Annotated in this window: 21 protein-coding genes; 9 read left to right on the top strand and 12 right to left on the bottom strand. The window is 54.7% G+C overall.

The genetic code is table 11. From position 1 onward, the window contains the following. Positions 1 to 14 precede the first annotated feature (14 nt). Together ACT53G_RS07455 and ACT53G_RS07450 are read left to right on the top strand one after the other, a co-directional pair. Positions 15 to 830: a DUF4198 domain-containing protein gene (locus ACT53G_RS07455; RefSeq protein ID WP_476169098.1), complete on the top strand. Its 816-nt coding sequence runs from the start codon at positions 15 to 17 to the stop codon at positions 828 to 830. A 35-nt stretch (positions 831 to 865) separates the two neighbouring features. Next, positions 866 to 1,084 (top strand): RNA-binding S4 domain-containing protein, encoded by a 219-nt coding sequence (locus ACT53G_RS07450; protein ID WP_194748846.1) that lies wholly within the window; start codon positions 866 to 868, stop codon positions 1,082 to 1,084. Here ACT53G_RS07450 and ACT53G_RS07445 read toward each other — a convergent pair. Further along, positions 1,081 to 2,532, bottom strand: coding sequence for a cobyric acid synthase (locus ACT53G_RS07445; protein ID WP_476169313.1), 1,452 nt, complete (start codon positions 2,530 to 2,532; stop codon positions 1,081 to 1,083). The genes ACT53G_RS07450 and ACT53G_RS07445 overlap by 4 nt on opposite strands. A gap of 2 nt (positions 2,533 to 2,534) precedes the next feature. Here ACT53G_RS07445 and cbiB point away from each other — a divergent pair, with 2 nt between their 5' ends. Both cbiB and cobD read left to right on the top strand, forming a co-directional pair. Further along, positions 2,535 to 3,488: an adenosylcobinamide-phosphate synthase CbiB gene (gene cbiB / locus ACT53G_RS07440; protein ID WP_476169097.1), complete on the top strand. Its 954-nt coding sequence runs from the start codon at positions 2,535 to 2,537 to the stop codon at positions 3,486 to 3,488. Continuing rightward, positions 3,481 to 4,461 (top strand): threonine-phosphate decarboxylase CobD, encoded by a 981-nt coding sequence (gene cobD, locus ACT53G_RS07435; RefSeq protein ID WP_476169096.1) that lies wholly within the window; start codon positions 3,481 to 3,483, stop codon positions 4,459 to 4,461. Before cbiB ends, cobD begins: the two co-directional genes overlap by 8 nt. Here the strand turns inward: cobD and ACT53G_RS07430 are convergent. Further along, the gene (locus tag ACT53G_RS07430; protein WP_476169095.1) at positions 4,447 to 5,088 is read right to left on the bottom strand and encodes an FMN-binding negative transcriptional regulator; all 642 of its coding nucleotides are present in this window, start codon (positions 5,086 to 5,088) and stop codon (positions 4,447 to 4,449) included. The two genes, cobD and ACT53G_RS07430, sit on opposite strands and share 15 nt — an antisense overlap. Beyond that, positions 5,075 to 5,359, bottom strand: a complete 285-nt coding sequence (locus ACT53G_RS07425) for a hypothetical protein (protein ID WP_476169094.1) — start codon at positions 5,357 to 5,359, stop codon at positions 5,075 to 5,077. Before ACT53G_RS07425 ends, ACT53G_RS07430 begins: the two co-directional genes overlap by 14 nt. 105 nt (positions 5,360 to 5,464) lie before the next feature. On the opposite strand from ACT53G_RS07425, the gene ACT53G_RS07420 reads away from it, so the two are divergent. After that, on the top strand, positions 5,465 to 6,874 hold the full coding sequence (locus ACT53G_RS07420; RefSeq protein WP_275357754.1) for an aminotransferase-like domain-containing protein: 1,410 nt from the start codon (positions 5,465 to 5,467) through the stop codon (positions 6,872 to 6,874). Between the two features lie 151 nt (positions 6,875 to 7,025). On the opposite strand, the gene ACT53G_RS07415 is transcribed toward ACT53G_RS07420, so the two are convergent. From ACT53G_RS07415 to ACT53G_RS07405, 3 genes are all read right to left on the bottom strand, one after another. Then, complete coding sequence (locus ACT53G_RS07415) at positions 7,026 to 8,180, bottom strand: OmpA family protein (RefSeq protein ID WP_476169093.1); 1,155 nt, start codon at positions 8,178 to 8,180, stop codon at positions 7,026 to 7,028. A gap of 76 nt (positions 8,181 to 8,256) precedes the next feature. After that, complete coding sequence (locus ACT53G_RS07410) at positions 8,257 to 8,415, bottom strand: DUF3309 family protein (RefSeq protein WP_275357757.1); 159 nt, start codon at positions 8,413 to 8,415, stop codon at positions 8,257 to 8,259. A 171-nt stretch (positions 8,416 to 8,586) separates the two neighbouring features. Further along, a complete protein-coding gene (locus ACT53G_RS07405; protein ID WP_476169092.1) occupies positions 8,587 to 8,985 on the bottom strand; it encodes a BON domain-containing protein in 399 nt (132 codons plus the stop codon). A 261-nt stretch (positions 8,986 to 9,246) separates the two neighbouring features. On the opposite strand from ACT53G_RS07405, the gene ACT53G_RS07400 reads away from it, so the two are divergent. After that, positions 9,247 to 9,471, top strand: coding sequence for a glycine zipper 2TM domain-containing protein (locus tag ACT53G_RS07400; protein WP_476169091.1), 225 nt, complete (start codon positions 9,247 to 9,249; stop codon positions 9,469 to 9,471). 105 nt (positions 9,472 to 9,576) lie between these two features. Here ACT53G_RS07400 and ACT53G_RS07395 read toward each other — a convergent pair whose 3' ends face one another. The 5 genes from ACT53G_RS07395 to ACT53G_RS07375 form a co-directional block, all read right to left on the bottom strand. Then, positions 9,577 to 9,822 carry a DUF2171 domain-containing protein gene (locus tag ACT53G_RS07395; RefSeq protein ID WP_194748856.1) on the bottom strand — a complete coding sequence of 82 codons (246 nt, stop codon included), beginning with the start codon at positions 9,820 to 9,822 and terminating at the stop codon, positions 9,577 to 9,579. Between the two features lie 209 nt (positions 9,823 to 10,031). Continuing rightward, the gene (gene cobC, locus ACT53G_RS07390) at positions 10,032 to 10,613 is read right to left on the bottom strand and encodes an alpha-ribazole phosphatase (protein WP_476169090.1); all 582 of its coding nucleotides are present in this window, start codon (positions 10,611 to 10,613) and stop codon (positions 10,032 to 10,034) included. After that, on the bottom strand, positions 10,610 to 11,401 hold the full coding sequence (locus tag ACT53G_RS07385; protein ID WP_194748858.1) for an adenosylcobinamide-GDP ribazoletransferase: 792 nt from the start codon (positions 11,399 to 11,401) through the stop codon (positions 10,610 to 10,612). Before ACT53G_RS07385 ends, cobC begins: the two co-directional genes overlap by 4 nt. Further along, positions 11,398 to 12,444, bottom strand: coding sequence for a nicotinate-nucleotide--dimethylbenzimidazole phosphoribosyltransferase (gene cobT, locus ACT53G_RS07380; RefSeq protein WP_476169089.1), 1,047 nt, complete (start codon positions 12,442 to 12,444; stop codon positions 11,398 to 11,400). Before cobT ends, ACT53G_RS07385 begins: the two co-directional genes overlap by 4 nt. 126 nt (positions 12,445 to 12,570) lie before the next feature. Continuing rightward, positions 12,571 to 14,031 (bottom strand): DegQ family serine endoprotease, encoded by a 1,461-nt coding sequence (locus ACT53G_RS07375; protein WP_313985187.1) that lies wholly within the window; start codon positions 14,029 to 14,031, stop codon positions 12,571 to 12,573. 247 nt (positions 14,032 to 14,278) lie between these two features. On the opposite strand from ACT53G_RS07375, the gene ACT53G_RS07370 reads away from it, so the two are divergent. Beyond that, complete coding sequence (locus tag ACT53G_RS07370; protein ID WP_476169088.1) at positions 14,279 to 15,388, top strand: HPP family protein; 1,110 nt, start codon at positions 14,279 to 14,281, stop codon at positions 15,386 to 15,388. Here the strand turns inward: ACT53G_RS07370 and ACT53G_RS07365 are convergent. Then, the gene (locus ACT53G_RS07365) at positions 15,385 to 15,843 is read right to left on the bottom strand and encodes a DUF2721 domain-containing protein (RefSeq protein ID WP_275357768.1); all 459 of its coding nucleotides are present in this window, start codon (positions 15,841 to 15,843) and stop codon (positions 15,385 to 15,387) included. The two genes, ACT53G_RS07370 and ACT53G_RS07365, sit on opposite strands and share 4 nt — an antisense overlap. Before the next feature lie 292 nt (positions 15,844 to 16,135). Here ACT53G_RS07365 and ACT53G_RS07360 point away from each other — a divergent pair, with 292 nt between their 5' ends. Both ACT53G_RS07360 and ACT53G_RS07355 read left to right on the top strand, forming a co-directional pair. Further along, positions 16,136 to 18,718 (top strand): chemotaxis protein CheW, encoded by a 2,583-nt coding sequence (locus ACT53G_RS07360; protein WP_476169087.1) that lies wholly within the window; start codon positions 16,136 to 16,138, stop codon positions 18,716 to 18,718. After that, complete coding sequence (locus ACT53G_RS07355) at positions 18,718 to 20,877, top strand: sensor domain-containing protein (RefSeq protein ID WP_476169086.1); 2,160 nt, start codon at positions 18,718 to 18,720, stop codon at positions 20,875 to 20,877. Before ACT53G_RS07360 ends, ACT53G_RS07355 begins: the two co-directional genes overlap by 1 nt. Positions 20,878 to 20,889 lie beyond the last annotated feature (12 nt).

Genomic DNA, 20,889 nt, shown 5'->3' with positions numbered 1-20,889 from the left:
CAAGAAAGACCTGTATGAAAAGATTGTCCCTCGCCCTGCTCGCTTTAGTCACCGCTTTGGCTGCCGAGGCGCATGTGCCGTTTTTAAAACCCAACCAGTTTAATGTCACGCATCACCGCCTGACCATTGAATCTGCGTTTACCGAGTTTCCATTCCAGGCTGACTTTGCCATGGACTCGCCTAACTTCACCATCACGTCGCCTGCCGGCGAAGTGACTGCCATCAAACCGATCGCCAAAACCAAGGCGGCGGTTTATCTGGAGCCGGAACTCAAAGAAGAAGGCACTTACCGTATCAGCACCGGCCAGCGTGTAGGGCCTATTTATAAAGCGGTGGAGACGCCGGACAAAAAACTGTATTTTGCGGCAGATATGAAACGGGTTAGTGGCAAGCCGACCACCATGAACTATTACAGTTATGCCGACACTTATATTTTCAAAGGACAACAGAAATACAAACCTGTGCCTTTAAACAAAGGCCTGGAAATTATCCCCTTGGCCTCGCCCAATGGTGTGCTATTAGGGGGTGAACTCAGCTTGCAAGTCCTCGAACATGGCAAGCCGGTGCCTAATGCCCGCATTATCGTGGTTACCGATAACGAGCACTTTAGCAAGCGCCGCATAGAGGACCTTTACGATGTTGAAAACGTCAGGCCGTCCAACCTCCATGCCAATCAGCAAGGCGAGTTTACCTTCAAACCGCATAAAGCCGGGTTGAACTTCCTGTTTGTGACGGTCCATCACCAGCTCAATGAACATCTGTGGGAAAGCCTGAATGCTTCACTGACCCTGGAAGTGAATTTACCGCCAGAGACGGCAAACAAGCCTTAAAATGACTGCTTTCAGGCATTGAAGGGAAACACAGCATGCAAACGACGACTTTTGAACTGAGAGGCGAATACATCGCACTCTGTGACTTGCTCAAACTCGAAGGGGTGGCCGACAGTGGCGGTCAGGGTAAGTCTATGGTGGCGGAAGGATTGATCAAGGTTGATGGCGAAATTGAACGCCGAAAAACCGCCAAAATCCGCGCCGGGCAAGTGGTGCAGGCGTTTGAACAGACCATCCAGGTCGTGGCTGCTTAATCTGGCTTAAAGTCTTGCGGCAGATAAGCCGCCAGCGCAGACCAGTTGAAGTGCTGCTGCACACTGTCTGCCAATTTTTCCAGGCTCTGCTCGCGCAATTGCGTGTAATCGTAAGCCACTTGCTCAGATAAACCGGCCCATTGTAACCAGGCAGCGCAAGCTTGCGGATGGTCAAACAGGCCATGGATATAACTGCCTGCCACCTGGCCATCTTCGGATAACGCTCCCTCTGCCAGGCCACTCAGCAGATGCACCGGGCGTGCTAATGCCCGTCCGGTACTGACGCCCATATGAATTTCATAGCCTTGCAATTGGGCATTGGCAAACGCCAACTGACCTGACACCTGCTTGAGCTGTTTGTGCGCCTCAAGGGTGGTTTCCATTTCCAGCCAGCCCAAGCCGGCACTACTACCTACCTCGCCCTCCAGCCCTAGTGGATCATGCAATTGCTGGCCCAGCATCTGAAAGCCACCGCAAATGCCCAGCACTTTGCCACCATAACGCAAATGGCGCGCGATCCGTGGCTCCCAGCCATGTTCACGCAAGGCCGCCAAGTCACCGCGTACATTTTTGCTACCAGGCAGGATGATAAGATCAGCCGCCGGCATCTCTTCACTCAACCGCACAAACCTGAGATCGACCTGCGGGTGCAAACGCAAGGCATCAAAATCAGTATGGTTGGCGATATGCGGCAATACGGGTACCACAACCGTCAGTTGTGTACCCACTTTTTTCGTGTCGCTCTTGGCAACCGCATCTTCGGCTTCCAGATGCAAGTCATGCAGATACGGCAATACGCCAATCACGGGCTTGCCTGTGCGTTGCTCCAGCCAATCCAGCCCTGGTTGCAGCAAGGCAAGATCGCCGCGGAATTTGTTAATCACAAAGCCGACCACTCTGGCCTGTTCGCTTGCCGATAACAACGCCAGCGTACCAACCAGGTGGGCAAATACGCCCCCCTTATCAATATCAGCCACCAGAATGACGGGGCAATCCACCGCCTCAGCAAAGCCCATATTGGCAATATCGTTAGCGCGCAGGTTAATTTCAGCCGGGCTGCCCGCGCCTTCGACCATAATGCATGCATATTGCTGCTGCAAACGCGCATAGGATTGCAGCACCGCTTGCATGGCGGTCTTTTTGTAGTCGTGGTAAGTACTCGCTTCCTGGTTACCCACCACCCGGCCATGAATGATCACCTGGCAGCCGGTATCCGAGTTAGGCTTGAGCAAGACCGGATTCATATCGGTATGCGGCGGCAATCCGCAGGCCATGGCCTGCACCGCTTGCGCACGGCCAATCTCGCCGCCGTCTTCAGTCACCGCCGCATTGAGCGCCATGTTTTGCGGCTTGAATGGCGCCACCGCCACCCCGCTGCGGTACAATACGCGGCACAATCCGGCCACCAGCGTACTTTTACCGGCATCCGACGTGGTGCCTTGAACCATTAATGTTTTCACTGCCTGCTTATCCATCCCCTGATTATCTCACACTCGCCGGGCTTGCCTGTGGCGCGGTGCTGCTCGATTTCTGGCTTGGCGAACCCAGGCGCTGGCACCCATTAGTCGGTTTTGGCTGGTTAGCGTCCAGGCTTGAAAAACGGTTGAATCCTTTATCTAGGCAACCGTTACGCGGCCAATATATCAGTGGTATCGTTGGTGTGCTCCTGCTGGTGTTGCCAGTGCTGATTGCGGTGGTATTACTGATGCAAGTCTCCGTCTGGCTCGCGCTCGCATTGCATGTGTATTGCCTGTATTTTGCCATTGGTCAGCGCAGCTTGCGCCAGCATGGGCTGGCTGTTTATCAGGCCTTGCTAGCCGGGCAATTTAAGCAGGCACAGCTTGCCACCTCGTATATGGTCAGCCGCGATGTGGAGGCGATAGAGCCGGTCAGCGCAACCATAGAATCCGTGTTGGAAAATGGCAACGATAGTGTATTCGGCGCCCTGTTCTGGTTTTTTGTCGCGGGCGGCCCGGGCGCGCTGGCTTACCGCCTTGTGAATACGCTGGACGCCATGTGGGGCTATAAAACATCACGTTATTTTTATTTTGGCTGGGCCGCCGCACGGCTGGATGATGTATTGAATTACATTCCGGCCCGCCTCACAGCCATCACCTATGCATTGCTCGGACACACCCGCCTTGCCTGGCAATCCTGGCGATCCCAGGCACCGTTATGGGATAGCCCGAACGCAGGCCCGGTCATGTCCGCAGGGGCAGGCGCACTCAACGTGCAGCTGGGCGGGCGCGCCCGCTACCATGGCGAATGGCATGAACGCCCACGCCTGGGCACCCACACACCGCCCACCGCCGAGGATATCCCACGCGCCTTGCAACTGGTGCGCAATGGCATGCTGAGCTGGCTGATGGTGGCGCTATTGATTGGAGGGTTAGCCTATGCTTGAGCACGGCGGCAATCTGCAGCAAGCGGCGCAGCAATACGACAGACCACTGGCCGACTGGCTGGATCTCTCGACCGGCATCAACCCGCAACATTACCCGATCGCCGCACTGCCTGCCGACTTGTTTCATCGGCTGCCTGCTGCGGCGGACAGTTTGCACGCCATGGCAAAAGCCTATTACGGCGCACCGCATGTGCTCGCCTGTGCGGGCTCACAAGCGGCCCTGCAAGTGTTGCCGCGTTTGCGCGCGCCTTGCCACGTCGCCATGCCGCGCACCATGTATAAGGAACACGCACATGCCTGGCAACAAGCTGGCCACCAAGTGCACTTTTTTGAACAGTCCCCAGACGACGTCCTGTTGCAACAATGCGAGGTGTTAGTGGTCTGCAACCCCAACAACCCGACCGGCCAGAAGTACGCCGCTAAGACACTGCTTGCCTGGCATGCCGCATTAGCGCGGCGGGGCGGCTGGCTGGTGGTGGATGAAGCGTTTATGGACAGCACGCCACAACACAGCCTCGCCAGCCAGAGCGGTCAGGCAGGGTTATGGGTGTTGCGTTCACTAGGCAAGTTTTTTGGACTGGCCGGGCTCAGGGTCGGCTTTTTACTGGGGGAGCCTACGGCCCTGGCGCAAGTGGCCGCCCTGCTTGGCCCCTGGACCCTTGCCGGCCCCAGCCAATACCTGGCCGAGTTAGCCCTGGCGGATCGGTCATGGCAGCAACAGATGCGTGCACAGTTGCCTGTGCAATCGGCGAACTTAGCGCAACTGCTTACGCAATATGGACTGACCCCTTACGGCGGCACGGATTTATTTCAATATGTGCAACATCCTTGTGCGCACCAGTTTCACCAGTCTTTGGCCCAATATGGTGTGTGGACGCGTTATTTTGCCGCGCCACAAGCGCTACGGTTTGGATTGCCCTCTGAGGCCGACTGGCCGCGGTTGGCGCAGGCGCTAGGATCACTTGCCGTTTAACCCATTCACCGCCTGCACAATGGCAGCCAGGTCCCTGGCATGCGGTGCCTCACTTGCCTGCAAGCCCTGCCATACGCCTTGCTGATTCTCCAGCGGCTGATTCTGGCTCACCTTCCATTTGCCAGTCAGTTGCATGATTTCTATCGAGATGCCCACGGTCGCCTGCATCATCCGCTCAATATCGTCAGCCGGTGCATCTTCAAGCTGCCACGGATGTTCAAACTCGGCCTCATGCTGCGCAGTCAGCGCCCGCAAATGCTCGCGCAACCAATCCGCCTCTTCAATCAACCGTAATTGACCTTGCACGTGGACCACCATGTAATTCCAGGTAGGCACCCCTTTTCCACGCTGCGTTTTGCTGGGGTACCAGGAGGGCGAAACATACGCATGCGGACCATGAAAAACCGCCATCACGGCTTGCGCTGACGCATTCTGTTGCCAGTGTTGCCAAAGCGGATTGGCACGCGCCAAATGCCCGCATAAGCGACCGGCCTGCAAAGACAGCGGCAGGTGGTTCACCTCCAGTCCGGTCGGCAACGATGCAATCAATGTCGCAAAAGGATAGCGATGGATCAATGACAGCAGGGCTTCGTCACTCGGTGCAGAAAAATGTTTAGGGAGATACATTTGATTCATCCTGCGACTGAGCCTTAGCCTGTGACTGACTTGTGACCTGCGATTGATTGGTGACAGGCGATACCCACAACACCTGCCCCCTGACCATCACAGCCGCCTGTCGTGTTCGGTTACCAGGGTCGCACCCCAGAGGGCGAGTCAGGTTTTGCAGGCATACCGGCGGCTGGCTGGGGGATAGCGCTTGTTGGTGAAAGGGATGTGCAGGGATCACACATGCAGCCAGTAGTGTCAGCACCAGCACACTACTCAGAACCAAAGACATGATGACGCTCCTTGATGAAAGACAGCGTGATCGTAATCGCCAAAACCAGTACACTACATATACACTTTATGCATCAATCTACAAAACTGTACAGGCCCATCTACCATGCCAGTCACACAGCCGCTAATCACCATTAACCCGCTTGAACCGATACCACTGGTTGAGCAAATTGTCAGCGGGATCCAGCAACAGATCGCACAGCGGGTGCTACGCACCGGTGCGCGCCTGCCGTCTATCCGTGATTTTGCCGCGCAACATGGGGTCAGCCGCTTTACCGTGGTCGATGCTTATGATCGCCTGGTCGCGCTGGGCTACCTGCTGTCGCGGCGCGGTTCTGGCTTTTATGTGGCGCCCGTCACCCCCTTGCAAACGGCGGTAACGGACACGTCTTATCTGGAGCGGGCAGATGATGTATTGTGGCTGTTGCATAACACGTTCAGGGATGTGCCAGAGGCGATCCGGCCGGGCTGCGGCTGGCTACCCAAGGATTGGCTGGATCAAAAAGTCATTCAAAAAAGCCTGAATGAATTATCCAGAAAGTCTGGCGGTTTTTTAACCAGTTATGGCGACGTCAGCGGCTATTTACCGCTCAGGCAGTTGCTCGCCCAAAAAATCCTGGGCGAGATCGGTATCCACGCTGAGGCCTCGCAACTGCTCATCACCAACGGCGCTTCGCATGGGCTAGACCTGATCGCCAGACTCATGATCAAAGCGGGCGATGTGGTGCTGGTGGATGATCCCGGCTATTACACCTTATTTGGCCTGCTCAAATCCATGGGCGCCCAGATTGTTGGCGTGCCGCGCGGACTCCATGGTCCCGATATCGCACAGCTGGAGCAGCTGTTGCACATACACAAGCCCAAGCTGTTTTTCACCAACACCGTGCTGCATAACCCGACCGGCACCAGCACCAGCCTGGCGGTGGCACACCAGTTGTTACAGCTGGCAGAAAAATATGGTTTTTATCTGGTGGAAGACGATATTTATGGTGACTTTCACCCACAGACGGCGGTCAGGCTCGCCGCCCTGGACCAGCTCAACCGCGTCATTTATGTCAGTAGTTACTCCAAAACCATTTCTGCCAGCCTGCGTGTGGGCTTTATCGCCTGCCAGGCAGAATTGGCGCGCAGGCTGCTAGACCTCAAGCTCCTGACAGGGCTGACCAGCTCTGAAATCAACCAGCGCGTGATGTACCAAATCCTGGTGGAGGGCAGGTATCGCAAGCATATGGAGAAAGTACGCAACCGCCTGGCAGTCAAAAGAGGGCAAGTCATTCAGGCACTAGAGCAATGCGGGCTGACGCTTTACACCGAACCGGCCGGAGGCATGTTCGTCTGGGCCAGCCTGGGCCATGGCAGACAGGCGGCCGAAATCGCCAGTCTGGCGACCAGACAGAACGTCATGCTGGCCCCTGGCAACTTGTTCAGACCGTATCAGGAGCCTTCATCGTGGTTGCGCTTTAACGTGGCGCATTGCGAGGGCGACAAGGTATTTGAGCTATTAAGCACCGCCTAGCGTCTTAACGGGTTTACAAAACCGACCTTGGGAATCGCACCTGACACATTCAGGTGGCGATGCTGGCAACGTGACGCTGCTGCCGCTCAGGTTAACAGGCCACCCAAGAGTAGGCGTCGGCGGCCCGCCCTGCCCCATGGAGGCCTTGGCGTTAAGAGCACCCGGGCCGGTCAGGCAACTGGTGCTGTGCCTGATCTTCGATGACCACGCGCCGATTGGGTTGCAAACATAGAATCAGTGGCTCTCCATGTATGCCCTGACAGCTGACTTTGGGATCGGCCTCGCCTTTGCCTACACTTTTCAGTCGGCCGGACGCTACGCCTGCCTGCACCAGATAGTCTTTGACCTGATTGGCTCTTTGTTCAGAAAGCCGCTGATTGTATTGTTGCTTGCCGATGCGATCGCTGTAGCCGGTCACCATCACCAGCTCAAATTCAGGATGCGCGTTTAACTTGCTCACCACGTCATCCAGCAATGGTTTTGCGCCTTCACGCATCTGGGCTTTATCAAAATCAAACAGCTTTTCTGCCGACAGCGTAATTGTTTCAAACTGGGCTTTGCAATCAGGAGGCGGCGCGGCGACCGGGAGAGTCGCCGTTGTTCTGGGCTCAGTTTGTGTGGCTGGTGGCATGGGGCGTGTGACCGGGGCATTGGGTGGCGGCATGTCGTTTGCAGCTAGGATGGCCGGCGGCGGTGCGCCAAAACGCCACATGCCGCCGATATTGAACAGATCGTTAGCAATGGTGCCTGAGGTATCCACGCTGGTACCCGGTGCATGGGCATCAGACTTTGACCATTGACGTCGCCAATCCACCTGTACGCCAAAGCGATCGCTGATGATCCATTGCGCGCCCAAACCGGCATTGCCCATCCAGGAGGTGCGCATTTCATGATGCAAGCCAGGCAGATTGCTGTAATCCACATTATTACGTGCGACGCCGCCGCCTATCAGTAAAAATGGCCGTAGCGCCTGACGGCTGAACAGATATAACACGTCAGCACCCAGGGTGATTTGTTTGTAATGCCCGCCGACGCCGGCGATACCGGTATCTTCAGCCACGCGATTGTAAGTAAAACCGCCCTGCACATCCCAGTCAGGCGAGAGCTCCTTGCCCAGCTTGATAAAAAAGCCGCCGCCATGCTGTTTGGCATCCAGCTGGTCATCGGTGCGCATGCTGCTGGCACCCGGTAACACATACCAGTCGCCCTGATACATCTGCCCGGCATGTACCATGCCGATATTCAGGGATAACAAGGTGGCTACAGCGATAGTTTTAAGCGGAACATTCATGACAGCAGGATGCATACGATGCCTTAAGTAAGTAAAAATGGGTTGCATGAACCAGTGCGCAAGCCTGGCCACGCGACATGTTGTCAGTCAATTAAATCCGTCCGGTCAACAGCAAGATGAGCAACACCAGCAATATCACCCCCAGCCCGCCGCTGGGCAGATAGCCCCAGTTCTGGCTATGTGGCCAGCGCGGCAAGGCACCAATCAGCATCAATATAAAAACAAGGATCAAAATCTGTATCATGGTCATGGTCTTCTCCGTAGGCAGCGTCAGCAAGTGCGCTTATTGGTGCGTGATGTTGTCACGCAAGGCATCAATCTGGTCATGCGTGAGCGTGCACTCTGCCGCTGTATGGTTTCGAGTGATTTTCAATATGAACCCGGCGCATCTCCGCGCCTGAGTTTTGTCTCTGTTAAAAAACTACTGTATCTTCAATTGATTATCGACTTTGCTCACCTCGGGCATCGCTTGCGCAATCTCCACAGCCTTATCGCGGCTGGCCAGCGAAGTGACCACCCCATTCAGAGTAACGACCCCGTTGAGGGTGCTGACCGCGATATCCATGCTGGCAATACTGGACTCGGCCAGAAACGCAGCTTTAACCTTAGTGGTAATAGCCGTATCAGAGAGCGCTTCCTTTGCGGCATCCGTCTTGTTTTCCAGTGGGTCTTGGGCCTGGCCCAGACGCTGCTCGGCACTTTCGACGGCCTGGTCTATCTCCTTACCCACATCCGGTGCGTTCTTGGGGTCATTGCAGGCGGTCACGGCAAGACCACACAGCCCGGCGATAAAAATATGCCTGATTGCTAAACGATTCATTCCCTGCTCCTCAATTTTTTAACTGCAGCCAGGTGACGATTGCATCACGCCTGCCCGGCCATGCTGAAAACACAAGCTGCGTGTTGATTGCTGCCATTATTGGAATGAATGCACCCGGGGTCTGTGCGTTAGCGCGCTTAGCGGGCAGCCACCGGAATCATGGTCAGCCACTGCATCTACAGCTAGCGCACAGACCGGGTGTTGATGCGGAGATAAGCTCTTTGTCTACGCTTACTCAACCCTGACTCAAGAGGTCTCAACATGAATACGATGAATCACAAAAGCAACAAGCTGCTGGCTGCCATACTGTTTATATTGCTGACAGGATGCAGTGGCATGACCACACGAGATAAAAGTACAGCGATTGGCGCTGGTATGGGCGGTGTGGCAGGTGCAGTGCTGACGGGTGGAGGTGCACTGGGTACGGTGGGTGGGGCAGCCGTTGGTGGCATCATTGGCAACCAGATTGGCAAAGACAAAAAATAAGCGGCTACGCATGCCGGAGCGTCCTCGGACGCTGTCGCCCCACACAAAAAAACATCCCCCGCGGCGGATGCCAACAAGAGATGCAAGACGATGCGCTACACTACTTTAGTTGGCCGATGCCGAGCTTTTCCAATCCTTCATGGCTTGCTCACCAGAGCGATCTACCTGAATCTGATTGTTTTCTGTTGAAACGACCCAGCTCAGCGGGATAAAGTGGTGCTGGCCGCTTTTATCCTTCATTAATTTAATCGTTTGCTCACCTTCCATATGGTCGACCTTGGCAAACTCATTGTTTTGCGAACAGACCACCGACATATCCGGCTTGATGTCACTTGCTTTGACTGTATTCATTGTTCTCCATTCCACTTGTACCAAGTGTTTGCGTTTAGGGCCTTAGAGTGTCGCAGCCTTTTTAAGCCCCGACTGTACGCTAGCCCACGCTTGGTCAGACAGCGACGAAGCGGGATTCCCCTCCGGCCAATGGCAGAACAGACTGTTTTTTGAGGCGCAGCGTGGTGACCCACATGGAGAGCGTGCATGCAGGTGATACAAGCCTGATACTAACGATTCACAAACGTAATTTTGGGAATGTCCCCGAAAAATTCCATGCGGGTCAAACTGGCGTAATCGATATGCAACCGGAACAAGCCTTTGAGTTGCATATTCAGCACATGCGCAATCAGCGCGCGTATCATGCCGCCGTGGGTGACCACCAGCACATGTTCACCGGCATGGCGGGCTTGTATCTCTTGCAAAAAGTCCACACCGCGCGCCTGTAACTGGGCAAAGGTTTCGCCTTGTGGCGGCGAAAGTTCGGCATAGTTTTGGGCCCAGACATCAAATCGCTCACGCGGAATATCGTTCCAGGCCTGCATCTCCCATTCGCCAAAGTGCAGCTCCTTGAGGCGTGCGTCGGCCTGAATGTCTCCGGCATGCCCCAGTCCGTGGGCCAGACCCAGTGCGAGTTTGTGGCAGCGCTGCAAAGGGCTGGTATAGAGCGCGTGGAAAGCATCGACTTGCAGCTTTTGCTGCACGCTGGCCAACTCGTGATGAAAGTTGGCCGAGACATCGACATCGCTTTGTCCGTAACAGATGCCTTCAGCGATTTGTAAACTGGTGTGTCTCACCAACGTCAATTTCATGCCAAGCGCTCCCAGGCCAGCAGGCCCAAATAAAAAGCGACTTCAGTCAGTTGCTGTGTCGCACCCAGCGTATCGCCGGTATACCCTTGAATCTGTCGTAACATCGTTTGCCGCCACATCTGCCAGACCACAAGCACAGGCAAGCTGGTGATCAGTAAAAAATGTCCGGCAGCCATCAATGACTGATTGATGCCCAGCATCAGGGCGAAGCCCAGCCAGCACAGCAGGCCGAAGACGCTGGCGTACACAATATCCTGCCGGGTCAGCGTGGTGGCTAGCGGTTTGGCCTTGCCCGCAGTGCGCACATAGTTGGCCGTCGCCATCACATACACCGCCGCCAGTCGGCTCAGGGCATGGCTGGCAATCAGTGCAAACGGCAAGATGGCGGGCGCAAGCGCAGACAAAGCCTCAAACTTGAACAGCAAGATGCCCACCAGCGCAATGGCGCCGTAGCTACCAAGGCGAGAGTCATGCATGATCTCCAGCTTGCGCTCGCGCGTCATGCCTCCGCCCAAGCCGTCCGCACTGTCGGCCAGGCCATCTTCATGAAAGGCGCCTGTGGCAAGGATGGTGGCAGCCATGCTGCACAACACGGCCAATGCCGGGTTGAACAGCCCGTGCGCCAGCCACCAGACCATGGCGGCCAGTAAGCCCACCAACAGGCCGACTAGCGGAAAATAGCGGGCCGCCTGATTCAGATCACTTTCTTTAAAATCAGGCAGTGCAGGCACCGGGATACGCGTAAAGAAGCCCACGGCCAGCAAAAAGGAACGCCATTGCGATTTCACTGCACTTGCTCGCTGACGCCAGCACTCTCAAAGCTGGCCATTTCGGTGAGAAAGGCGATGGCAGACTGCAGCAAGGGATAAGCCAGTACGGCGCCGGTGCCTTCACCCAGACGCAAAGACAAATGCAGCAAGGGCTGCGCCTTGAGGTGTGCCAGCATGATGCCATGGCCACTTTCGTCAGAGCAATGTGCAAAAACGCAATAGTCGACCACCTGCGGATACAGCTTGGCGGCTACCAGCAAGGCCGAGGTGGCAATAAAACCATCAATGAGCAAGGTGACACGGGCTTCGGCAGCGGCAAGCAATGCCCCAACCATCATGGCGACTTCAAAGCCGCCAAAAACGGCCAATGCATGCAGAGGATCGCTGGCAGGCACATGATGCGCTTGCAAGGCAGAAGTGAGAACAGCCAGTTTGTGCTGCAACCCTTTGTCGCTGACACCGGTGCCACGCCCCACACATTGATGCATGGGCAAGCCACACAACACGCTCATGAGGCAACTGGCGCTGGAGGTATTGCCGATGCCCATTTCGCCTAGTGCCAGCACATTGCAACCTTGTGCAATGGCATCCCTGGCAATTTGCGAGCCGCGGTAAATCGCCTGAGCGCATTGCTCGGCCGTCATCGCTGGCTGATGCAGAAAACTGGCGGTGCCCATGCCCACCTTGGCATCAATCAACTTGGGGTGCGGGGCGAATACGGCATTGACGCCGCTATCCACCACATGCAACTCAAACCCATGCTGGCGCGCAAACACATTGATGGCGGCGCCGCCATTTAAAAAGTTAAACACCATTTGCGCCGTCACCGCTTGCGGATAAGGGCTGACGCCTTCGGCAACGATGCCATGATCGCCCGCAAACACCAGCATGGTGGGCTGCTGCAACACCGGATGTACGGTTTGCTGGATCAGCCCCAGTTGCATGGCCAGGGCTTCCAGCCGCCCAAGAGCACCTAAGGGTTTGGTTTTTTGGTTGATCTGCTGGGCCAGCGCGGCTTGCAGGGTCTGGTCTTCGATGGGGGTGATTTGAAATGTTTGCATATTGTTATTTTACCGGGCAAAAAGGTCAGTCTGGCAGAATTGTTAAACGCTTTGGCGTCTACACCGCTGCCTGAATAAAAAAGCCCCGCAACTGCGGGGCAAATGGCTAAGGAAGCAACACGTGAATCAACCTATTTTAACGGGAACATAGAGTTTGCTGTCCCCACGCATGACCAGTAGCGCTACATTCTTGCTGTTTTGCGTTAACTTGTCCTGCAACTGGCTGACGCTTTTCACCTGATCGCCATTAACGGCCAGAATGACGTCACCTGGCTGGATGCCGGCATTGGCGGCAGGACCCTTACCCACCTCTTCCACCAGCAAGCCCTGCTTAAGTTGCGTCTGCGCCAGCTCTTGCGAAGTGAGCGGGCGCACACTCACCCCTAATCTGGCTTGCTTGCTATCCATGCTTGCAGCAGGGTCTGCCTGCGCGGTTTGCATTTCATCAATACGCACAGTCAGTTTTTTGAGCTGTTTGTTGCGCCAGACTTCAACGCTGACCGTACTGCCCGGCTTGATACTGCCCACCATGGGCGGCAAGTCGCTGGAGCGGTCTATGCTCTGACCATTAAACTTCAAGATCACATCGCCAGGTTCTAGGCCGGCTTTATCCGCAGGGCCATTTTTCTCGACATTGCTGACCAGGGCACCATTGGGGGCCTGCAAGCCAAATGAAGAAGCTAAATCCTGGTTAATGGCTTGCACACCAATGCCCAGACGGCCACGGCTGACTTTACCTTTTTCGAGCAACTGCTGCTCAATGCCCATGGCCACATCAATCGGGATCGCAAATGACAGGCCCTGATAGCCACCGCTACGGCTGTAAATTTGCGAGTTAATGCCAATGACCTCACCATTCAGGTTGAAGAGCGGCCCGCCAGAGTTACCGGGGTTAATAGCCACGTCAGTCTGCAGGAAAGGCACATAGCCCTCGTCTGGCAAGGCGCGGGATTTGGCCGAGATAATGCCTGCCGTCACCGTGTTGTCAAAGCCGAAGGGCGAGCCTATTGCCACGACCCAGTCCCCCACATTGCTGCTTTTGGTACTGCCAATACGGACAGTCGGCAAATCTTTGGCATCAATTTTCAGCACCGCCACATCGGTCAGCTTGTCCACGCCGACCACCTTGGCTTGGAACTCACGCTTGTCAGACAGTTTGACGGTCACCACATCGGCTTTATCCACCACGTGGGCATTGGTCAGGATCACGCCATCAGACTTGACGATAAAGCCTGAACCCAGGCCATTCATCGGCGTTTCGGTTTGTGGCATATTGGGCTGAAACCGGCGGAATAACTCAAACATGGGGTCGCTAGGATCCATGCCCGGAATCCCGGCGGTTTTCACGGTGCCACTGACGCTGATATTCACCACTGCAGCGCCCTGGGTAGACGCGATACTGGCAAAGTTAGGCAGCGTGATATAAGCACTTGGCGCGGTCATGGTTTTGGCCGACACCGGCGCAGTCGCCTGCGCATGATTCACCAGCGTGTAGCCTTTCATCCAGTAGCCAGCACCAAACAGTGCTGCCACGGCCAAAGGCACAGACACCCAATGCGTCAATTTTGATTGTAAGAACGATTGCATCACAGTTTCCTTTCTTCTGCATCAATCAAGTTGTGTCCTTTCTTGCAGGACCATTCAGCGCTTATGAGCTTTAAAACAGGGCCTAAGTTTCCGAATTTTTGTAACCGAATTGTATCGGGAGAAATTCCCGCTCATCGTCACACCAACATCACCCCTAAAAAGGGTCCGTGTTACACTGCGGTCTTTGCTTTTTTGAATTGGAATGGCAAACCTCGCCCGTTTTTTAAAGCCTTATTGGCCGCGGCGCATGACCGGGTCGTTGCGCGATTACGCACGGGCGGCGCTGGGCGCGGGCCTGGGGATTTTGCTCACTGGCGGGATGGCCGGCCTGGTCATCGCAGAAGCGCCAGCTGCAGACTGGCATACTGCTGTGTTCCTGATTGCGCCCATGGGGGCCTCCGCTGTCATTTTGTTTTGTTTGCCATCCAGCCCGCTGGCACAACCGTGGGCCTTGCTGGCAGGCAATACGCTTGCCGCCTTAAGCGGGGTATTGTTTGCGCAATGGTTGCCAGATTTTCCGGTCACCGCCGCAGCGCTTGCCATGCTGTCGGCCATTGCGTTGATGTTTGCCTTTCGTTGCCTGCATCCGCCTAGCGGCGCGGTGGCCCTGACTGCCGTGTTGGGCGGCGAACCAATCTGGCAACTCGGCTTTGGCTTTATCTGGTGGCCGGTGCTGGCAAACAGCCTGTTACTGGTACTCACAGCCTGGATTTACCATCGTCTGACCGGCTATCGATACCCGGTGGCGGATCATGACCATGCCGCAGCGACGCCCACGCATATGCGCTACCAGTTTGGATTCACGCCTGAAGATTTGCAGCAGGCACTGGGGCAGTCTCACGAAGTGCTGGACATTCACCCCTCGCAATTACAACACCTGCTTGAGCAAACCGAATTGATTGCCTACCACCGTAAACTGGAGGCGATTACCTGCGAACAGATCATGCGGCCAGTGGAGACCACCTTTGAATATGGCGACCCTCTGGAAGCCGCCTGGCACACCATGCTGGCGCAGACCGAACCTGCGGTGCCTGTAGTCAACAAGGCAAAGCTGGTGATAGGGATATTGAGCCTGTCAGACTTTTTGCGGCATGCCCAGGCGAGCAGTTATCGCGAAGTGGGGCCTGCCCTGCAGCGACTGATCCGCTGGTCACCCACCACCCATAGCGACAAAGCGGAAGTTGTCGGCCAAATCATGACCACGCCAGCTATCACCATCCAGGCCCAGATGCATCTCATGCATACCATTCCGCTCATGACCAGCCATCACTTGCAACTGTTGCCCGTGGTGGATGCCTCCAACAAACTGGTCGGCCTGCTGACACAAACCGACGTGATCCGCGCACTTTACCGCTAGGACTTGCCCGCCTGCTTGCGCGCCGGTTTTTCCAATTGCTGATACGGCACGATCACTTCGCGTGAGGCAAGCACAATCTCGCGCAAGAAACACAGCAGTCCCAATATCAGTGACGCCATCGAGATAATAAACGACACCATCACCAGGTGCGGCAAGCGCAAGCCGGTTTCCACCGAAATAAACATGCTGGCGATGGAGACACAAATACACAAGGCGGCAAACGTGGCCAGGCCAATCGCCCGGCGTAGCCATTTGGTGCGCCTGACAATAATCTTGAGCTCATCCTTGAACCGCTCACGCTTCTCCTCCGGCGTATCGGTTAAAAACCTGGCACGGTCAATCGAGCGGCCCAGGCGGCCAATTAACACGCCGAGAATAGACCCGATGCCAGTGAGTAAAAACACGGGCGCCACCGCATCACGGATCGCTTCCGACACACTGTGGATTTCTATCATGGTATTAATCATGCGCTGGCGAACTCAGGAAAAAGGAAGGCCTATTTTGACATGAAAAACACCAGACACGCGTGCACCATTTTAGCCAACTGCGCACCAACACAAGGCATGCGCGCAAAGCAGGTAGCGTTTATTTGACCAATCACCAGCGAAATCATGTCCCTCAGGTTTTAATATTTAAATAAAAGCATTTTTCTTGCCATTGTTTTGCAATTCGACCCCGCTAAATGGGAACCATTCTTGCTATAAATAGGCGGAATTAATTGCAATCATGGAAGAACACTAGAAATATATGCACCCACAACCTTTGACTGAAGAGCTCGCCAGCCATTTTAAAAAGGTCAACGATTTCCGTTCACACATCTACCAGCTACAAAATGCCTGGGACAGTCTTGCGCTGATGGCGCAACTGTCTGGCACAGGCTCCGAAATGGAAGAAACACGCACGGCATTCAACAAAATCTCGAATGCCGTGTTACGCCACCTGTCAGAAGAAACCTTGCACAAAACGGCGGCACAGCTGACATCCAAGGCATTTGAGGTCATTAACCTGCTGATCCGCAACCTGTTTGAACGCACGGCGGATATCGGCTTTTTTGCCACCGACGATGATGTCAGGGGCTACCTTGAAAAACATGCGGCAGGCGCAGTCACGGCGCATGAGCAATCGCGTATCACGCACCGTTTTCAGGAATATCAAAAGAAATATACCGTCTACGAAAATATTGCCCTTTTTGATATGGCGGGCAACTTGCTGCATCAGCTGGATGCCTCCCAGCAGACGCTGGTAGACCAACACGCAATTTTCAAGCTGGCAGCACAATCCAGCGCGCCGTATGTCGAGTATTTTTATGAAACGGAAATCAACGGCAAACCTTACCAATCCCTGATGTATGCGCATGAAGTGCGCAGCAGTGATGGCCTGCGGTCTTTAGGCGTCCTGTGCTTGTGCTTCAAGTTTGTGAACGAACTGCAAACCATTTTTCAAAACCTGATTTCTGGCTCGGACTGGACCATAGGCATCCTGCTGGATGAGCATCGTCACGTGATTGCCTCTAGCGATCCACACCAAATCCCCATTGGCATCACCCTCTGTGCAGACACGGACAAGGACTGGTTTGTGGCGCGATTTGCGGGCCGTGAATACCTGTGTGTCACCAAGCAGGCCGAGAATTATCAAGGCTACTCAGGGCCAGGCTGGCTGGGACAAGCCATGATTCCGCTTGAGTATGCATTCAACCAGAGCATGCAGGGCATGATCAGCAATATTGATGCGGAAATCTTGCGCAAGGTGATGCGCAGCCCGCTGATTTTTTCTGAAAGCCTGCTGAATATTCCAAAACAGGCGGCCAACATTCAGAGCAAGCTGAACCAGTCGGTGTGGAACGGCAATATCTGGCAGAGCAACTACGTCAACACCCAGCAAAAGAACTTCTCCAAGAGCCTGCTCTCGGAGATCAGCAATACCGGACATAAAACCCAGCAAATTATTGAGGGCATGGTCTCTGAGCTGTATCAGACCGTGGTCTCGGTGATGCTCGAAAACTCCAGTTTTTATGCGCAGCTGGCGGTAGAGATCATGGACCGCAACCTGTACGAGCGAGCGAATGACGTCCGTTGGTGGGCACTCACCCACGTCTTCAGAGAGTGCCTGGGTAATGCCCAGCTCTCTGCACAGGATAAAAACCAGATCAGCTCAATTCTGCGCTACATCAATGGCTTGTATACTGTTTACGACAACCTGATCGTCTTTGACCGGCAAGGCACGGTGATTGCAGTGTCCAACCCACGTTACAATGAGTTGATCGACAGCCAGCTCACCGAAGAATGGGTAGGCCGCACGCGCAGCTGCACTTCAAGCCAGGACTATGTGGTGTCGCAGTTTGAACCGACGCCCTTGTACAACCATCAGGCAACCTATATTTACGCAGCGCCGATCCGGCATTTGGATGGCAACAGTATTGTCGGTGGCATAGGCATTGTGTTTGACAGCAAGCCGCAATTCCAGGCCATGCTCCGTGATGTGATTCCACGGGACAAAACCGATACCCCGGTCAGCGGCAGCTTTACGCTGTTTGTCAACGAGCAGCTCAAGGTGATCTCCAGCACGCATGCAGACTTTGTCACCGGCGATGACTTTGCATTGATGCCGGAAATCAGCACACTCAACGAAGGCCAGCGACTGTTTGATATTGCCATTTACCATCACACCTACTATGCGGTGGGGGTGCATGCGGCGTATGGTTATCGTGAATTCAAGGGGGCAGAAGACAACTACCGGAATAAAGTCTTTGCCTTGATCTTTACCCCACTCGGCAATGTCAACGAAATCAACCAGCGCATCACGGCAGAGTCGCAGGTCATCCACAACAAATTTAACCCTAACCTGTTCCTGCAAAATGCTGAAGACAGCCAGGAGTACGCAACCTTTTATGTCGGCAACAGCTGGCTAGGGATAGAGGCCCGCTTTGTCCGCGAAGCGATTGACGAAGTGCAGTTACGCACGCTGCCAGAGTCGGCGCCCTTTATAGCGGGCATGCACCCCTATGGCGATCAGGTCATCCCTATTATCGACCTGGCGCGCATGCTGGGTCACGCGCACTACTTTACCGATTACCGGCAGATTGTGGTGATTGAAGACAAGGCCGTCGCCCTCAAATTCGGGGTCTTTGTCTCGGCGCTGGGCGAGATTCCTTACCTTGCCCCCAACCAGATTCAGCCCATGAATACTTTTTTCAAGGGGATTAGCAACAACCCCGGCATTGCCATTGCCAATCTCGCCCAGCAAAGCATGCTGACCCTGATCAATGCCCAAAGCCTGTGGGAAAAAGTCACTATCGGCCAGCAAAGGCAAACTGAACAGGCGATGCTGTAATGCGTGGCCAGATCAACTGGGACATGATGCAAACACAAATCGTCGATGCCTTAATGACCTCACAGCAACAACGGCTGTTGGATACGCTACTGGATAATCTGGATGGCATGATATACCGCTGCCTGTATGATGATCAGTGGACCATGATTTATGTCAGCAAAGGCTGTGAGTCGCTGACCGGCTATGCTCCGCAAGACTTGATCCTGAACAAGGTCAAGTCCTACGAACGGATCACGCACACTGAAGACCGTGCACAGGCGCGCAAAATCATTCATGAAGCGGTCAGTCGCAAACAACGGTTTGCACTTGAATACCGCATTGTGCGTGCCGATGGCGAAATCAGCTGGGTGGCCGAACGCGGCAGTGGCGTCTTTGATCCCGAGGGCAAACCCGTCGCCCTTGAAGGCATTATTCAAGACATCACTGAACGCAAACGCATTGAGCAGGCGCTCTACAGCACCGAGCAAAAATACCGCTCCATGTTTGAGAACTCGACGCTAGGCATGTTCCAAACCACAGAATCTGGCACCTACCTGAATGCCAACCTGGCGCTGGCCAAGCTCTATGGCTATGCCTCGCCGGCGGAGCTGATCAGCGACCTCAACAATATCAGCACGCAACTGTATGTAGAAGACAGCCGCCGTCACGACTTTACCGAAGCCATCCGCCTGCAGGGGCGTGTGCAGAATTTTGAGTCGCAAGTCTACCGGCTGAATGGCGAAACCATCTGGATCTCGGAAAACGCGCATGCCGTCTATGATGCACAAGGCAGTATTCTTTACTACGAGGGCACGGTCGAAGACATCACCGACCGTAAAAACTATGAGTTGCAAATCCGCCAACTGGCGGTGACAGACAACCTGACCGGGTTGTTAAACCGCCATGCCTTCAGTGGCAAACTGGCCAGCCTGATTGCGGAAGCCGACAAGTTTCACTACAAAATAGCGATTGCCTTTATTGACCTCGACCATTTCAAACTCATTAACGACACGCTGGGCCACCGTGCCGGTGACAAGCTGCTGGAGAACGTCGCGCAACGGCTGATTCAGAGTACACGCCCGACGGATGCCATTGTGCGGTTTGGCGGCGATGAGTTTGTCATGCTCTACCCCGGCATGCGCTCGGCAGAAGATGCCCAACCCTTGCTGTCACGCGTGATGGAAGCCATTTCGCAACCGATTGCCATTGGCGACTATGTGTTTAACATGACTTGTAGCGTTGGCGTCAGCATCTACCCGGACCATGCCCAAGACATTGATACCTTGCTGACGTGCGCCGACTCTGCACTGTATAGCGCTAAAAATGCCGGTAAAAATAAAGTGCAAATGTTTAGTGGCTCCCTGGCACAGCAACTGGGCGAACGTAACGAAATTGAATATGGCCTCGGACATGCCCTGCAACGGCAAGAACTCATGCTGTATTACCAGCCGCAAATCAATATGCAGCACGGCAATATCAGCGCCCTGGAAGCCCTGATCCGCTGGCAGCACCCGGAGCGCGGCCTGATCCCGCCTGACCAGTTTATTCCGGTGGCCGAAGAAACCGGCCATATTTTTGCCATTGGTGAGTGGGTCTTGCAGACTGCCTGCAAGAAAATCAAAGCCATGCAAACCGAATGGGGCTATCTGGTGCCGATTGCGGTCAACGTCTCGCCTATCCAGTTTTTGCGCGGCAACCTGGTGGAGACGGTGCAGCGGGTCTTACGGCAGGAACGCGTCCCGCCACACTTGATTACGCTGGAAGTGACCGAGAATGCGCGCTTTAAGGATGAAGCCATGTTTACGCGGACACTGGAGCAACTCAAACGCCTGGGCGTTTGTATTGCCATTGATGACTTCGGCATCGGCTACTCCAATATGGCCTATCTGAAAAACTATCCGATTGACGAACTCAAGATTGACAAAGCGTTTGTGCAGGACCTGGAACAAAGCGTGACCAATGGCAATATCCTGCTGGCATTGATCAATCTGGGTAAAAGCTTGCATAAATCAGTGACCGCAGAAGGCATAGAAAACGAGTATCAGCACCGCTTTTTATTGCACAGCGGCTGCGATGTCGGCCAGGGCTATTATTACAGCAAGCCCTTGTCGGATGAAGCGCTGGCAGAGTTCATGCGCGAGCAACGGCCCAAGTTTGACCATTTGCAGGTGAGCCGCTAGGCGGTCACCTGC

The organism is Methylophilus sp. DMC18 (assembly GCF_056314005.1).
The sequence above is the reverse complement of the archived record's forward strand: the minus strand, read 5'-3'. Positions and strand labels throughout refer to the sequence as shown.